The organism is Enterococcus sp. LJL120 (assembly GCF_054871765.1).
In genome coordinates this window covers 1-13,483 of the sequence record NZ_JBTXLV010000012.1, presented here as the reverse complement: position 1 = coordinate 13,483, position 13,483 = coordinate 1, and the positions used below count along the sequence as shown (strand labels likewise).

Genomic DNA, 13,483 nt, shown 5'->3' with positions numbered 1-13,483 from the left:
TTGACCCTCTGCTTTCTTTTTTCATTGACCATCTTACTAACACTTATACTTTAAAATAGCTGCTGACTTTTGGCACTAAAAAAGCCTCCGCCCTTTCAATGAGTATGCCTCACCAAAAGGACGAAAGCCTAACTTTCGTGTTACCACCTTAGTTTGTTATCTTCTCACAAAAATAACCTCAATCAGTACTTGATAGAATCATCGCAGACTGCGTTGCTATATCGGGCAATCCCGTAATCAGCTCGCCTGTGCTTACTGATTAATGCTCAAAGACCATCTTCCATCTCACTAGTGTTACCCTTTTTCAGCGGCCGGGCTCTCTTGAAACTTTCATGAGGATGTACTCTTCTTTTCAAAGCATTTCTTATAATGTCAGAATTATAGCAGTCGCTTGTGCATCTGTCAAACTTTTTACAATTGACTGAATTGATCTTCAGGAACTTCTTTAAAGGATAAAATCCACGCATCCAACTCGTCTTCACTGTCTAAGATATCCGTACTACTATCTAATTTTTCATTTACAGAAGAGATAGTACCAGTCAAAGGGCTGAGAAATTCGCTGACGGCTTTTTCCGCCTCCACTTCAATAATGCCTTCCCCTTGTTTCACTGACTGACCGACTTTTGGTAAAGAAAGAAAAGTGATGTGACCCAGTTCATCCTGAGATTCTTTGGTCAGCCCAATGCAGTATTCTTTGCCATTGTGTAAAATCCATAGACCATCTTTTTTCTTTAAATGTGTTTCGCCAACCATTGTCTCTTCCTCCGAGATTTCAAATTTTATCCGAATAAATTTTCGTATTCCGTTTCTTTAAAGCCGATTGCCTGCACTTGGTTGTCTTTGACTAATAAGGGCCGCTTGATGAGCATACCGTCTGTTGCCAAGACTTTGGCAGCTTCTGCTTTACTAAAGCCAGCCAGCTGATCTTTTAAGCCCAGCTCCCGATATTTTTGACCACTCGTATTAAAAAAACGACGCAGCGGCAGTTCACTATTGTTCAGCCACTCCTCCAGCTGTTGTGCCGATGGAACGTCTTGAATCATATCAACTGCTTGATAATCGACTTTTTGATTGTCTAAAAAAGCCTTCGCTTTTCGACAAGTAGAACACTTCGGATACCATAAAAAAGTATACATCCAAATTTCCTCACTTTCAAATTTCCTAAGATAATTTTCCGCTGAAGAAAACTATTTCTCATAATTTTCCCATCAAAAGCTAGTTTAAATTTGATTTGGATTCGTCTGATAACGCATCGACATAATTAAGCCAATCCCAATCATGTTCCCCAAAATGGAGGAACCTCCTTGACTGATAAACGGCAGCGGAATTCCCGTCAAAGGTAACAGGCCGATATTCGCCCCAATATTTTCAAAAATATGGAAAAGCAGCATCATAATCAAACCAGTTGCAATATAAGTGTAAAACTCATTGTTCATATCAAAGCAGACCCGCACCATGCGGTAGATTAAGACAAAGTATAAAAAGATGACAATGGTGCCGCCGACAAAGCCAAAATTTTCTCCGATAACACTGAAAATCATATCGGATTCTCTAACGGGAACATAGACATCACTGACATTAAAGCCTTTACCCAACATACCACCGCTAGCAATTGCCAAAAGTGCCCGAGCTAGCTGATAACCAGAGCCCTGCGAGTCAGCAAAAGGATCTAGCCAAGCATCAATTCGATTAAACTGATACTGTTGGAAACCGACTTTTGTTAACAGTTCCCGCCCTAAATCTGTCGTAACTAAATAAATCATAAAGGCCACAAAGGCGACCGCCAAAATAATCAGCGGCAAGAGAATTTTCCAAGTGATGCCGGACATTAAAAACATGCCGGCAAAAATTGCAAGAAAGACTAGCATTGTCCCGAAGTCTTCTTGGGCTAGTACTAAACCGATAACCGGCAAAGTGACTAGCATCATTTTCCCAATCAACAATAAATCAGATTTTAAGGTTCTAATTGCATATTTGACATTGTGGCCGGTAATGACATAGGCCAACATTAAAATTAAGGCAATTTTCATAATCTCTGATGGCTGAAAACTAAAGCCGGCAATGTTAAACCAGTTTTTCGAACCCGTTTCATTATAGAGACCCACATCAAAATATTTCAATAATAATAGCATGATGATTAAACCAAAGGCGTACAATGCCGGCGTCAGCTTCCACAGCCACTTGGATTTAATATGCATAATAATCACAATTGATACAGCACCAAGGAAATACCACAAGCCTTGCCGCAGTAAATTTGAGGTGATTGGCGGATTGCTGATGTCTTGGCTTAAAGCGACATAGACGGAGAGCAAACCAATTAGGCAGAGGAGGAAGACGACTAAGATTACACCGTAATCAATCCGGTTGTCTCTGGAAGCCGGCTTTTCTGCTTTTTCTTTATATAATTCTCTGCGATTCTCCAAATTTTCATCTCTTTTCTTGAACATACTGCTGTTTATTATATTATTCCTCCCCCAGAAAGAAAAGTCATTTTCCGCTGAATGCAAAAAAATTTAAACTTCCCTAATGATTCTTTTGACAGTTTTTTTAGAAAACAATTTTTTTCTGACGAGTTTTTTCTTAAATATGATAAGATAAACACAACATTTTAAAAAAAGAGGGTTGGAAATGGAATTAGTCAATAAATTTTTTGCCGCACTTGGCAGAATTCATCCGCTAGTCCCGGGGGTTTTGTTAGCTGTCTGCGTCGCTGGTATCAGCCGCTTATTAGCTCTGGTGATTCCAAATTTAGGCGGAGCAACAATCGCAATTTTATTAGGAATTTTGTTGGGCAATACATTCTTTAAACAAGAGAGCCTGCAGGTGGGGACCAAATTTTCTGAAAGCAAGCTCTTAGAAATCTCAGTTGTTTTATTAGGGGCGACTGTCACCTTCCAAACGATTACCCAGATTGGTTGGCAAGGTGTCTTATTTATCGTTTTGCAGATGACCATCACTATTTTAGCTGTCTTAATGATTGGCAGCCGCCTACATTTTCCGCTGGTGACCCGCTTATTAATGGCGGGGGGCAATGCGGTCTGCGGTTCATCGGCGATTGCCTCAATTGCTCCGGTGATTGGCGCAAAAGAGGAACAAAAAGGCCAGATTATCACTTTAGTAAATCTGATGGGAACCGTTATGATGCTGACGCTGCCATTTATTGGCAGTGCTCTTTTTGGTGGCAATCTGCTGGCTAAAAGTGCTCTAATCGGTGGCACCCTGCAATCGGTGGGGCAAGTTGTTGCCGGCGCCAGCATGTTAGGGGCCGATGTCGTCCAGTACGCAACTTTATTTAAAATTATGCGGATTATGCTTTTAGTCGTCGTTGTCTATGCCTTTAAAAAAATTGCCCAAAACAATCAAAAATACCACGGCCTGCAAATAAAGAACAAAGAAAAAAGCAGCTTCAAGCTGCCTCTTCCTTGGTACGTATTGGGCTTTTTACTGTTTTGTATTCTAAATAGCCTAATTGAATTACCAGCAATTATTGACACAAGTGCTCATTTTATCAGCGGCTGGTTTGAAATAATTGCTTTAGCGGCGATTGGCCTGCGTTTAGATTTCCGCAAATTTATCAAAGAAGGCCCCCGCTTTTTAATTTACGGTCTTTCAGTGGGTGGCCTCCAAACTGTTTTGGCTTTAATTTTGATTTTCGCTTTAGGAATTTAACCTAAGAAGGGAAAATCCCTTAAAGACGGTACCCTGAGTTTGTCAATCTTTCGCTGCAATTCGGATAAATTTTTATAAGACGGAATATCCTCTACAATAAATAAATCGTCAAAGGGTACGTCCTCCATTGAAAAATTCGCCACGTATAAATCCGCCTCTGGTCGAGGATAATCCTTCAAGTAATAAATCGAGGCGGGTTGGATGATGATTTCCACCTTTTCTTGATAGACGGATTTTAAATAATTGCCTAAAGATTCCGCATGGTACATGCCTAAATCACTAAACACAGCAACTTTGGCGGGCTTTCGCAGGCTGTCAATCTGCAAGGAAAAATCCTTCCAACAAGAAGAAATCATCACCAGCATGTGGTCAAAATACATGCTGTACCAAGGCATTTTCGTTTTCTTTTCTAAATCCTTTAAAACTTTTTCCAACACTTCTTTAAAGAGGGGCGCGTAACTTTGCAAGACATTACTAGCAAACCAGTTGCGATCGTAAAAAATATAACGGGGATACGGGTAAACTTTATGGCGCATATAACTTTTGATAAAGCTGTCTTGAATTTTTTGCCGACTCTCGGGATCAATTGATAACCCCAAAGCTTCAACAATTGTATCAATGAACTCATAACCTAGCTTATGTAAGCGCCGCTCCTCTTCAGGATTATCCCACGCAAATTCCCACCAAAAAATGGTTAAAATAAAATCTTCCTTCCAGCCCTTCGGCATCTTATAACCCAATGGCCGAATAATCCGTTCAATATCCCCCCGGTATTTTTCCATCGAATTAATTAACTCCCGATGCTTATCGGTTAGATTGGGATCGGTTAAAAGCAGGTGGCCCTGTTCACTGCGAACCAGAGAAACTCCGATAGCAAATGCCAAATCAACGCGATCAACATCTTCGTGATTCCAATGAAAATCGTGGTTCAATTTTTCAACAAATTCATTGACGGCCTCTTGATCAAAGGCAAAGGGCCAATCGTGAATTCCATATATTTCCCAGAAAAAACGTTTAAAAAAGATTTGAATCTGACGCTCGTTATTGCCTTCAACGGCATAGGGCGTACGATTCAACCGCATTCCTCGGGCGCTCAAATCTGCTTCTAAACGATGTGTCAACCGATACAAAGAAGACTGACTCAAGTAAAATTTACTGCCCCAGTAGTCACGATTTTCTGTCGGGTCAAAAAAAACTGCCTCCAATAATTTAAAGGCACTCGACTCCTTTAGCATTGTCCGATAAATATCATGAATAGAGTAATGGGTGGACTGCCACAAACGCACGCCGAATTTTTCTTGATAATCAATTGTAATTCTGTCGGGCCAACGTTCTGCTAAATAATCCAAGTCCCGCATAATCGTCTTCCTAGAGGCCTCCATCTGTTTCATCAGCTGTTCGATGGTCACCCAACCATTGGAATTGTGTAACATATGCAATACATAAAAACGCCGTCTCATGCCGGTGGATAAAATTGTTTCCATAACAACACCTCCTCAAAATAGCAAAGTCTCATTCTCAATTTTAAAAGCGCTCTCTTTCATTTATTATATCACGATTCGTCAAAAAGTGTCCTTCATGTCATTTATATAATTCTCATATTTATTTTTTTTATTTATAAATAATGAAAAATATTTTTCTATTTTAAGTAAAAAGTTTCCCTTCATTTGCGACTTTGAAGGAATTTTTGACAAAAAAGCCGCTAACTCTTGACAACTGTCAAAAAATTAGCGGCTATTTCTTTGATACCAGAGGCTTGTAGCATGGTCCCTCAACCATTTCATGGGATGTAATTCCTCCGTCATTTAATTTCTAGTAAATTTGCGTCAAGGATTTCAATCGATAACACAGGCGGGAATTTCTCGATTGCCTCGAAACTCCCAAAAAACCATCAGACTAAAGCGTAGAGTCACTTTAACGCTTGTTAAAAAATCTAAAATTGCTGTCATTGCACTCAACTCCTCTTTAAACAATCGAGGAAGGCAAACCGGACTTTTTTTAATAGCCCCGTCTTTTTTGGATACCTCGATAGGTCATTAAGACAATCAAACCTGTTGCAGAAATTGCTGAACCAACTGAAATAATTTTTTTCATGGGAAACATCCTCTCTATTTTTCAAAATTATGCTTGCGCATAAAAGTGGATGGCAGGATTTGAACCTACGGCACAGATGAGTACCAACACCGATTCATCCACAAGTTGTTGAACTGACTTTATCTTAAGCCTGAAACCTAAAATCAAAATTAAAAATACTTGAAGACTTTTCGAAGAATTGCAAAGTTTTTCTGAAGGTTCCTATAAAAAGTTTAAGAAGCTAAACTTTTTCTCTTTACAAACAGAACGTTTGTTCGTATTATAGAGATAAGCAGTAACAGCATTTGGTCGTCAGCGCTTAAGGGAGGTTTTACTATGGAAAGTTATCATGGTGTTGTGACAAAAATTCGTATTATCAAGCAACTTAAGGATCGGCCGCTTTTATGGTTCGGCCTAACTTTAGCCGATCAGAGTCAATTGAATTGTTTAATTGCCAGCCATAGCTTAAACTTTTTTGCAGACGTCACGGAGGGCATGGAGCTATCCGTTTACGGCAGCTTCAATCAGCGAAAACAATTTGTCGTTAAAAAATACGCTGTCCACGGAAAAACCAGCATCATGCTGGAGTTTGAAAATCTAACTCGTCAGCGCTCTTAAATTTTATTTGTGGATAATTCTTATGAAACCCATTCCATTTGTTTCACAATTTTAAACTTGGCGGCAAGTCCCCCTGACAATTCGCCTACTGACCAGTTTATTTTTGTGAAACAATTTTTGCTTAGCGATTTTACCGCAACAAAAAAATCATCTGAGAATGAATGTGCCAGCAAACCTTTTGACCGGTTGCCAATCATTTCCTTCTCAGATGATTCTTTTTTTGAATTCAATTTATTGAAACTCTTTTTTTGCTGATGCCAGCTGCAGGAATCGAACCTGTGACCTACGCGTTACGAGATAGCTAAATAGCACAAAACAGGATTAAGATTATTGAATTTAAAGCATTCTAAGATTGCTATTTTATCAACTTTAGTTAACTTCAACTAGTTTCTGCCCCATTTTCTGCCCCAAAAAAAGTCTTGTTATGTGTTATTTAAAATAAGTATGGTCATTTTATCCCTATTCACCCACACCGCCACTTTTGGTAGAAAGGTGACAAAAATACTATTTCTGTTTTTTACAACTATCGCACAATTTCAGCTTGATTTTCACAACCGAAGTTTAGTACAACAGTCTTTCTACCGTTCATCAACTTTTATACAATTTTCTTCCATAAACATCAACTGAGTTTGTTTGACCAACATTAAAAAAACTCGCTTTTTTTGCAAATAGGAATACAAAGCTGCTATCTTATTTAACCAAAATGCCACTTCTGGTAAAATAGCTGTGAGGTGAACTCTATGGACAAGCACACGGGATTGTTGACGAAGATTAGATTAATCAAAGAGGAACCGCTTCTGGTGCGTTTTACGCTAGATACTGGCGAGGAGTCGATTAATTGTATTGTCAGTAGAGAAATACTGGCTAAGTTGGTTCTCATGCTTCCGGATGACAAGTACAACGTTACTGTTAGAGGGCACATGAATACTCGTAGCCAATTAGTTATACGCTGGTTAGCTGTGGATAATGTGGATAAGTTTACAAGGGAGTTGGGACTGTAAAAATATTAATTTAAATTAATATTTTATTGAAGTGATATTTTTGGTATGATTTATACAAGCCCGGTGAAAAACGGGTGGCTGTTTCTTTCTTTTGTCACCTAGCGGAAACTGGGTGGCTCTTTTTACGCAAAAAAAGACCCTCCAGCTGTCCATCAACAACAAGAGGGTCAAGAGCAGAATTTGCTCAATGGATTATCTTTACTTTACCATAATATTGTTACAATTCAAGTTTTTTGATATACTTTTCTCAGAGTTTGTACATTTAGTCGTCTAGCGGAAACTAGGCGGCTATTTTTGTACAAAAAAGTAATCCCGTAACTGAGGTGGTCAATTACGGGATAATGAAGAAAACTTTTTAGTTTGTGCAGCTTGGGACTTAACTTAGTATATCATCCATATATTTTAATGTTGTAAAATTTATGTAAAAAATTCTACTCTCAAGAAGTATATATCTGCTTTTGTTCATGCTATAATTTTGTTGTGGCTAGCTTTTTTCGAAAATAATATGATGAGTTTTTGGTACAATTAGCCACACTGCATTTGGCGGAAACCTAGTGCAGACCACACAACAGGGGCAGTCTTAATTGGCTGCCTTTTTTTGTCTTTAATATTTGTCTATCAAACGTCCGCATATTTATAATAAAAAAAGACCCTCCAACCGTGAGCAAACGGAAAGAGGGGCCGAGCAAATTGCTAAATGGATGTATGAGTTATACCACGTATTATTCACATTACAAGTAATATGCTATGACAATGCGACCAAATATGTTTTATATTACCTCGAAACAGAAATTTGGAAGTATTCTTTTATAATGATATAATCTACTAGTGGCTATTACATTTCTCCTAAGTAATGTTTGATTCATAGCCACACTGCACAGGGCGGGAAACTTGTGCACTTCTTTTGACAGGGCAGCCGGTTTCGGCTGTCTTTTTTTATGTACCTCACAGGACTCGAACCTGCGACCGGACGGTTATGAGCCGTCTGCTCTGACCAACTGGGCTAAAGGTACGTGAGTTGATTATAACATAAGAAGGCCGCCACTCAATCGAGAGTAGCGGCTTTGTTTAGTTTATTTGAATTCAGTAAAGGTTTCGACTAATGCAATCGGTTCGCTACCGTATTGCCAGTCATAGTGCCACTCCATGCATTCTCTTCCAGTGACAGCCTTAACAATGTTTTTGAAGTGTTTAACCTTAGTTAACGTATCTAAGTAAATACGTTTATTCCCCCAAACCCCATATGCATCACGAATATCACTATTTTTTCTAGGACTCCAATATACAAACATTCCAATTCCCTCCGATTCTAATTTTTCTGTTGACGTTGAATGTGATTCTTTGAATTTGTTGTACCAATAACGAGCTTGTGTTTGTCGAATTGGCTGATTAGGATTAGCAGGTCGTTCATAATAACGAATAAAGATGTCTGCTAAGGTTTCTGGCGATTGCGTACTTTGAGTAAATTGTTTAAACGACATGGACGGATGATAAAACTGCTCATTGTTCGCTACTTCCCATATTAATCGTTCGCATTGGCTACTCACAGCTTTGTAGGGTAACCCTCTTCCATTTGCCCAATTAATATACTTAGTAGCAGGCGTCCATTGAACTAAACCATAACCGCCAGACATATTACCAATCCGATCGCCTTCCCAGCGATCTGCGATAATACCGCTCTCTGACTGCATATTACCTAAAACACCAGCGGTAGATTCTTTTGACCATCCTCGATTTGTTAGATAATCCCAAATCTCTTTAGCTGTTTGTTCTTGACTCATAATCTGCTCCTCTCTGAAAATTAGAAATACGTCTATTTCCATTTTCAAGTAATCACTCTATTTCATTTATAATTGTAACGCCGATGTTTAAGCCAAATAGGCCAAACTTATCCCCAGCCTAATCGATTGGCAATTTCTTGCAACAATTCATTATCTCTTCTTTTCACAGTAGATTCACTTAAATTAGTCTCATATGAAACAATCGCATTTTCTTTGCTTGCATTGCCTTGGAGATATTTGGAAATAAAAATATCATTGACTTCAGATGTCGAATCTTGCAAAATCCCTCGTACTGTTTGATCAAATAGTTTAGAAAAAATGATTTTATTTAATGACCAAGCTTCTTCACTTTCAACAAAGGGGCAATCGTAATGAAAAAACTCATCAGAAGATAAAATGTATGCTAACTCTTTATACTTCCTCCGTGTACTTCTCAATTCCCACAATAAATGTCTAATATGGATTCTAGTTGCTTTATCCATCTCACCCAACTCCTTCATTAACAATGAAAATACATTTATTTAATTTTAAGTAACGGTACTATTTTTATTAAAATTTATTCTGGTTCAATCTAGTCTGCATAGCTTTGACCATTAGAGAAGGCTCGCTGATAACTCCGTCTTGTACTGTTCCAAAATAGCGCTGCATAGCTTGAATCGTGTTCGGTCCAATCATGCCGTCAGCAGTAGTGCCAACTTTTCGTTGAATCGCTTTGTACGTTTCTGGACCTTTGATGCTATCGACTGTAATTCCAAGCACTTGTTGAATCCGGCGTGTTGTCGCAGAACCCCAATAACCATTTACGGCAATTTGATGACTGCTAGGCGTTGAGGAGCTACCCGACATCTTCAATGTTTGGCCGATAAAAATCAAGTCAGAACTAAGGTTATTTAGCTGCTTCAAAGAAGCCACTGTTGTGTTGAATTTTTGAGAAATCTTCCACAAACTATCCCCAGCTACGACTGTGTAAGTACCAGTAGCAGGAGTTGAACCGCTATTGCCACCAGTGGAACCAGAAGTTCCATATGCCGGGCGTCCAAAGCCGACGATAAACTGCATTGTACGGCGCATCTTCATTACTTGATTGGAGACATTGCCTTCAACAGTATTTACAGAGCCATCAGCGTTAACAGATACTACGATTCCGACGTGATCTATTGCCGAAATATTTTTGCTTCCGCCCCAGTCAAAAAACACCATGTCGCCTTTTTGTGGTTTGTCTCGATGGAATCTGCCTTGCTGATTAAATGCTGAGGCCACAAATACCGTATAGGCTGATTTAGTCCCAAACAGATTGGAAATACCTAGCTCTTGGAAGCAACACCAAATCATAGCCTGACACCAAGCATAGGCAGAGCCAGATACCGCTCTACCATAATACTTGGTATTAAACTCAACGTTATTCGACCCCATAGGGTTTTCTTTAATGCCGACCTTAGACAACATCCAGTTGACTACATCATTTGCTGTTGCCATCGTCTAGCACCTCGTCTCCCGGTCTTGGACCATTGTCATTGGACATTGTAGCTGTTAGTTCTTCTTCTGGAACCGCTAATTGTTTGTCGTCCATTTTATTCAAATCCTTTCCGTTCGTCTTGTGGTTGAACGATTTTTTCTTTTGGCGTTTCATACGTTAACGCCTGAACACTATCTCCTACTCCTTTAGTTGTTGGGTCAGGAATTAAGTTAATGGCGTTTAAAATGGTTAAACCAACCAAATAAGGGTTGGAGATTGCTGATACAAACACTTCTCCTAGCGCTGACCAAGATGTAAGGTCAGTTACTTCCAATCCCATATAAACTAAAATCGGCACCAACAAGGCACCGATAAACCGAATGACAAACGTTAAATTATTTTTGTTAAAACGTACTTTCCAGTTAATTTTTTTCATTTTATTTCCCCTCTTTCTTAATTTCAACAATATCGTGTTCTGCTTCTCGCATACGCCCTTCAAGACTATATGTCCGTTCAACTACGTTATTGTGCTTCTCAACTTTCTTTTCAAGTTGTTCAATTCTAAACATAGTCAGTTTACTAGAAATCATAATCCCGCTGAATGTACCCACCAAAGTTCCTAATAAACTGACTAAAGAAATCCACTGTTCAAAAAGCATACCTCACCAACTTTCTTCAAAATAAAAAGACCTGCCGTAGCACGTCTCGGATTAACTAAATACTTCAATAATGGTGCGATAATCCACCTGTCCCTGAGTTTCAGTGATTCTATAAAATGCACCGTCCGCATTTAACTGGAATTTCTCTGGTTGATTTTGTAGATTCCATGCGCCAGCTAGAACCATCTGTTGTCGTTTCGGATTCATAGCGGCAGGGAATGTAAAGATTTTTTGCTCGCGCCCTGATGCCGCAGGGCGCCAACCATCTAGAAGAATTAACCACCGCCCAAATCGTCGCCGAACTGCAACTCTGCCTGTACCAGTTTGAACCGTCTGATAAACCCATCCAGTATCCATTATTTCTTCAGCACTCAAGCTACCTTGATTGCCAACGGAATCCTGTAAAATCAAAGTTCCTTGTGTTAACTGTTGCCTGAAGCGCACACTACCATTAGTATTAAATGCCACCTGGTCTAATCCAACAGGATTGTATTTTGTCTGAATCGGAAAAGTATTATCGATTAATCCAGTTGAACTTAATTCTCCGTTTACCAAAGAAGTCGTGCCAGTCGCCGTACTACCGGAATTGTTAGGTAATGGAACTTTTGTAAAGGTGTTGACAAATCTAGATGCGTTAATCTCCACACCAGACAAAGTCTTAAACACACCATTTTCAATGGCCACATTCTCGACAATTAGATTATCAATGGACATTCCCCACTCGACCCACGCACTACCTGTCCAACGTTTTATTATGATGGGCGACGCTGACGTGTCTTGCCATAGTTGATTGACTACCGGTGACTGTGGCGCTGTTTGAGACACAATGATTCCACTGGTTCCATCTTTACCAGCCATGCCCACAGTGTAATTGCTTTTCTTAGTACCGTCAGTAAACGTAAACGTTGTTCTAGTCCATAAATATTGCCCTGCCTTCATCAAAGGAATGGCAGTCGTCCACGTTCCTGTTGGCGGCGTTGTGCCGGAACTTGAGACTTGGTAATCGATAACTGTGGAACCAGGAACGATTCCTACACCATCTTTTCCATTTGTGCCGTCCTTACCGTTTGAACCATCAGTGCCATCTTGGCCGGTCTGACCTAAAATCCGTGACCATGTGTATTTTGTAGGGTCAGTAGAGGCTACTAGATTGTTGTCTGAGTAAGTACCTTGGTAAAGTGGATAGGCATCCGTGAAGTTTGAGTCTGGATTGCTTGTATAAATTCCTGGATCATCATTTTGACTATCTAACTCTATCAGAGCCACACTTGAAATTTCAGCTTGTGTAACACCTGGTGCTAATCTGAACAGAATATTTTTACCACCAGTTATTCCTGATTTAGCTTTGAATTTATACCAATAATCTTTCCAACCCGATGTCAATGTCCAGTTCATCATTCCATCAGTTGCCGAAGTCTGACGACCATCATTAGTAATTAACACATCAGGAACATTTGGATACACATGTGTTCTAACGCCCAATCCTTTAGCTCGGAATAAAACTGCATACCATTTTCCTGCAAAAAATGTCGATTCACTATTAAGTATCGGATAGTTCGCAAGCTCTAGATAATTCCCGCTACTATAAGTATTTTTAAGTGAATATTTTGTACCGTCACCATTAGAGGTTAAAGTTCCCGTATACTTAGCCCAAGGAGTTCCAAAAGTATCCGTATTTAATAATAAATTCTCTTTAGGATAAACCGTAGTAAACCTATCCGTCCCATCAGCATCCCAAGCCCAAGCGGTGTGGTTGTATGCATTGTCTCCTTTAACCTTTGTCCAACTGTATTTTGAAGGGTCGGTTGAATCTGCCGATGTATAATCCGTGTATGTTCCCATATACAGTTTATTTACAGAAACCGAGGTACTAAAATCTGTCTTACCATCTGCTGAGTTTGCCCATGCTGTGTGGAAATAGGGTGTTTTCCCATCAGTTCCAGCCGCACCGGGAATCCCTTTTTCACCCGGGTCTCCAACATATTTTGACCAAAGATATTTACTAGGGTCTGTTGAGTCTTCAGCTGTGAAATCAACATACATTCCGATAAACGTTTTACCTGTTGGCGATTGAGAGAATCCGCTACCTGAACTATTGTCTGCGTAAGCAATATGGGTGTATTGAGTTTTCCCATCAGCACCCGTAGGACCACGGACTCCTTGCGTTCCTTGAGGACCCTGTAAGCCTTGAATACCTTGGTCGCCTCGGTCTCCCTTGTCCCCTTT

Annotated in this window: 14 protein-coding genes, 1 tRNA gene and 1 other annotated feature; of the genes, 2 read left to right on the top strand and 13 right to left on the bottom strand. The window is 39.6% G+C overall.

Features of this window, described 5'->3' with window-relative positions:
* Positions 1-113: 113 nt before the first annotated feature.
* Positions 114-365: a binding site (T-box leader), on the bottom strand.
* Between the two features lie 46 nt (positions 366-411).
* The 3 genes from ACYSNU_RS16590 to ACYSNU_RS16580 all read right to left on the bottom strand — a co-directional run bounded on the left by ACYSNU_RS16590 (position 412) and on the right by ACYSNU_RS16580 (position 2,423).
* Positions 412-753, bottom strand: coding sequence for a glycine cleavage system H family protein (locus ACYSNU_RS16590; protein WP_461738280.1), 342 nt, complete (start codon positions 751-753; stop codon positions 412-414).
* A gap of 26 nt (positions 754-779) precedes the next feature.
* Entirely contained in the window at positions 780-1,136 is a 357-nt protein-coding gene (locus ACYSNU_RS16585) for an arsenate reductase family protein (RefSeq protein WP_461738279.1), read from the bottom strand.
* Positions 1,137-1,220: 84 nt separating this feature from the next.
* Positions 1,221-2,423 carry an FtsW/RodA/SpoVE family cell cycle protein gene (locus tag ACYSNU_RS16580; protein WP_461738278.1) on the bottom strand — a complete coding sequence of 401 codons (1,203 nt, stop codon included), beginning with the start codon at positions 2,421-2,423 and terminating at the stop codon, positions 1,221-1,223.
* Positions 2,424-2,628: 205 nt separating this feature from the next.
* On the opposite strand from ACYSNU_RS16580, the gene ACYSNU_RS16575 reads away from it, so the two are divergent.
* On the top strand, positions 2,629-3,669 hold the full coding sequence (locus ACYSNU_RS16575) for a YeiH family protein (RefSeq protein ID WP_461738277.1): 1,041 nt from the start codon (positions 2,629-2,631) through the stop codon (positions 3,667-3,669).
* On the opposite strand, the gene ACYSNU_RS16570 is transcribed toward ACYSNU_RS16575, so the two are convergent.
* Positions 3,666-5,153 carry a helix-turn-helix domain-containing protein gene (locus ACYSNU_RS16570; RefSeq protein ID WP_461738276.1) on the bottom strand — a complete coding sequence of 496 codons (1,488 nt, stop codon included), beginning with the start codon at positions 5,151-5,153 and terminating at the stop codon, positions 3,666-3,668. The genes ACYSNU_RS16575 and ACYSNU_RS16570 overlap by 4 nt on opposite strands.
* 925 nt (positions 5,154-6,078) lie before the next feature.
* On the opposite strand from ACYSNU_RS16570, the gene ACYSNU_RS16565 reads away from it, so the two are divergent.
* On the top strand, positions 6,079-6,360 hold the full coding sequence (locus ACYSNU_RS16565; RefSeq protein WP_461738275.1) for a hypothetical protein: 282 nt from the start codon (positions 6,079-6,081) through the stop codon (positions 6,358-6,360).
* 20 nt (positions 6,361-6,380) lie between these two features.
* Here the strand turns inward: ACYSNU_RS16565 and ACYSNU_RS16560 are convergent, their stop codons facing one another.
* The 9 genes from ACYSNU_RS16560 to ACYSNU_RS16520 form a co-directional block, all read right to left on the bottom strand.
* Positions 6,381-6,590 carry a hypothetical protein gene (locus ACYSNU_RS16560; protein WP_461738274.1) on the bottom strand — a complete coding sequence of 70 codons (210 nt, stop codon included), beginning with the start codon at positions 6,588-6,590 and terminating at the stop codon, positions 6,381-6,383.
* A gap of 1,710 nt (positions 6,591-8,300) precedes the next feature.
* Positions 8,301-8,374, bottom strand: a tRNA-Ile gene (locus ACYSNU_RS16555).
* A gap of 60 nt (positions 8,375-8,434) precedes the next feature.
* Entirely contained in the window at positions 8,435-9,142 is a 708-nt protein-coding gene (locus tag ACYSNU_RS16550; RefSeq protein ID WP_461738273.1) for a phage tail tip lysozyme, read from the bottom strand.
* Between the two features lie 107 nt (positions 9,143-9,249).
* Positions 9,250-9,624: a transcriptional regulator gene (locus ACYSNU_RS16545; protein ID WP_461738272.1), complete on the bottom strand. Its 375-nt coding sequence runs from the start codon at positions 9,622-9,624 to the stop codon at positions 9,250-9,252.
* A 67-nt stretch (positions 9,625-9,691) separates the two neighbouring features.
* Positions 9,692-10,618: a LysM peptidoglycan-binding domain-containing protein gene (locus ACYSNU_RS16540; protein ID WP_461738271.1), complete on the bottom strand. Its 927-nt coding sequence runs from the start codon at positions 10,616-10,618 to the stop codon at positions 9,692-9,694.
* Between the two features lie 95 nt (positions 10,619-10,713).
* Complete coding sequence (locus ACYSNU_RS16535; RefSeq protein ID WP_461738270.1) at positions 10,714-11,034, bottom strand: phage holin; 321 nt, start codon at positions 11,032-11,034, stop codon at positions 10,714-10,716.
* A 1-nt stretch (position 11,035) separates the two neighbouring features.
* Positions 11,036-11,257, bottom strand: a complete 222-nt coding sequence (locus ACYSNU_RS16530; RefSeq protein ID WP_265460350.1) for a hypothetical protein — start codon at positions 11,255-11,257, stop codon at positions 11,036-11,038.
* A 51-nt stretch (positions 11,258-11,308) separates the two neighbouring features.
* Positions 11,309-12,739: a hypothetical protein gene (locus ACYSNU_RS16525; RefSeq protein ID WP_461738269.1), complete on the bottom strand. Its 1,431-nt coding sequence runs from the start codon at positions 12,737-12,739 to the stop codon at positions 11,309-11,311.
* A 371-nt stretch (positions 12,740-13,110) separates the two neighbouring features.
* Positions 13,111-13,483, bottom strand: a 373-nt coding sequence (locus ACYSNU_RS16520) for a hypothetical protein (protein ID WP_461738268.1), incomplete at its 5' end; no start/stop codon positions are given.